Here is a 1459-nt window from a genome sequence, read left to right as displayed (position 1 = left end):
AGCAGGATCTGGAGCTCTCAAACCACTGAGTCTCCCGACTCACCGGGGCGGTTCATACTGAGGGTGCGCGGTGTTTCACGGACATGGCTCCCCTCTGTGTCAAGACGCGGCCGGTAGGGCCGTTCTAGTGTGGGTAGTGGCGGGTCCGGGAAGTGGCTTGTCCGAAGAGCTGGTGTGGGGTTGTGAGCCGGCCGCGCTGGAGTCAGAGCCGTCACCCCGTTGCCCTCCCGGGCCCGTCGTCATCTGCCGGGCAGCGTCGGCGAGCATCGTGCGGAACACGATGTCGGACAGCCGGCGCTTGAGCAGCCGCATCGCCTCGTTGGAGGTCTTGCCTCGAGCTTTGGTGCGGTCGAAGAAAGCCCGCCCTTCGGTCGGGTTGCGCAGCTGCACGGTGGCCATGATGTGCAGCACCCGGTTGATCTGACGGTTCCCGCCCCGGGACAGCCGATGCCGCACGTGGTCCCCGGACGAGGCGTCGATCGGGGCAGTGCCGGTCCAGGAGGCGAAGTGGTTGTTGTCCGGGAACCGGGTGATGTCCCCGACCTCCACGAGCAGACGCGCCGCCCCTGAGGGGCCGATGCCGTGCAGCCCGGTCAACGACGTACCGGTCGCCGAGAGCAGCTCGGTCAGCTCCTTGTTCGCCGCCTTCTTCCGCGCATAGATCCGCTCAAGATCGGCGACCAGCTCGGCCGCGACCCGGCGACGGGCCTTGCCCGCGACGTCCCGCGGACGCACCGTCGCCAGCAGCTTCTTCGCCTGCGCCGCGGACAGGTCCTTCTTCGCCCCGCCCGGAATCAGCTCCAGCAGAAGGTGATGCAGCTGAGAGGTCATCCTGGTGTGGTCCTCACCCAAGGCGCGACGACGGTCGGCCAGCACCCGCAGCACCGCCAGCTGTTCGTCGTCGACGACCGGGCGCAGCCCGGCCATCCGGACCCCGACCAACGCGATGGAGTGCGCGTCCGTGGCATCGGTCTTGCGGCCCTGCCCGGTGGCGAACATCCGTACCCGCGCCGACAGCTTCGGTGGCACGTCGATGACCTGCTCACCGTCGGCGAGCAACCGGATAGCGACATGCCGCCCGATCCCGTTGCAGCCCTCAACCGCCCACACCCGCTCAGGGAAGGCCCGCGCCACCGCGAGCATGGCGTCGTAGCCAACCCGGTCGGTGTCGAACCGGCCACCAGCGGCGACCGACTCATCGGGGCGCATCACCTCGATCGTGACCGAGCGTTTGTGCAGGTCCATCCCGATCACCACGCGAGTCGCTGGTTGCTCTTTCACGGTGCTGTCCTTCGCTCGAACCGGACTGGTCGTCGGGCTGGGAGGGCAACGCTGCTTAGAGCTTGGGCACACCCCTCTTGAGCCTCTCCCTGCCCTGGCGACGTCCGGGCTGCGCAGGCCAAATGTCGACGACGCTTGAAAACGAGGCCATAGCGACGGTCGAAAACGAGGCCACCCA

Annotated in this window: 1 protein-coding gene; it reads right to left on the bottom strand. The window is 67.8% G+C overall.

The genetic code is table 11. The annotated features are described in order from the left end of the window. Window positions 1-99 precede the first annotated feature (99 nt). Window positions 100-1281: an IS110 family transposase gene (locus NR112_RS22210; protein ID WP_256796462.1), complete on the bottom strand. Its 1182-nt coding sequence runs from the start codon at window positions 1279-1281 to the stop codon at window positions 100-102. Window positions 1282-1459: the final 178 nt, after the last annotated feature.

The organism is Terrabacter sp. Ter38 (assembly GCF_024519435.1).
Lineage (GTDB): Bacteria > Actinomycetota > Actinomycetes > Actinomycetales > Dermatophilaceae > Terrabacter.
This window is presented reverse-complemented; position numbering and strand designations above follow the sequence as displayed.